This window comes from Paenibacillus marchantiophytorum (genome assembly GCF_014640555.1).
Lineage (GTDB): Bacteria > Bacillota > Bacilli > Paenibacillales > NBRC-103111 > Paenibacillus_E > Paenibacillus_E marchantiophytorum.
The window spans coordinates 1-741 of record NZ_BMHE01000139.1; the positions used below are offsets into that span (position 1 = coordinate 1).

General features: G+C 44.4%; 1 protein-coding gene. It reads right to left on the reverse strand.

All coding sequences use genetic code 11. The features are described 5' to 3' along the window. Positions 1-260 precede the first annotated feature (260 nt). Positions 261-686: a hypothetical protein gene (locus IEY34_RS38290; protein ID WP_188827478.1), complete on the reverse strand. Its 426-nt coding sequence runs from the start codon at positions 684-686 to the stop codon at positions 261-263. Positions 687-741: the final 55 nt, after the last annotated feature.

A 741-nucleotide genomic window follows, 5' to 3' on the forward strand; every position in this document is an offset into this window, starting at 1 on the left:
TGCAATATCAAGAGGCTTTTTTATTTTGTATGAGTCTTGCTTTTTCTTCATGAGGAACACAAAATCACATAATTCAAACTCTATTAATGCTGGACGGGATGTTATTTTCCTGCTCTGAACAGGACAGTATCAAAGACACAGATACAGTATATACATGCAAAAACTAACTGTACTGACATAACGAATGGACACACAGCTGTCAGATTGGTATCCATAATTAAAGTAATGAAAATACATGGTTGAGGGAGTCAACAAGACTCTTAATTTCCCTGGGGCAGTACGGTGTCCAGCACGGGCTTGACGTTGTTGATGGCACTGTCCAGGTACGCACCAACATAGGGTCTGAAGTAATGGCCGTAAACACCGAGAGCATTCAGGCGAGCTTTGTCCACAACTGGTTCGAGTTCAGAGGCCAAACCACCAGCGATTTTGATGAAGCTCTCCACTCTTGGGCTTTTCTTCAGTTCCTCAACAACATCCTTCAGACTGCCTGCTGTTGGTGAGCCCTCTAGTGCTGGCTCAACTGCAGTTTTGATCTTTTCCCAAGCATTGACAAGCCTCTTGATGAAAACTGTCCTCAGTCCGTCATATTTATCCACTAACTCCTTGTCAGGAACGGGCCATTCCTGTGCCCAGACACACACTGACACTTGGAGTGCAAGAATGAGAGCGAATGTCAGCTTCATCTTGTGCTAGTGAGATTCCTGTAGAGAGAAATAAAGGACTGAGTCAACTGCACCA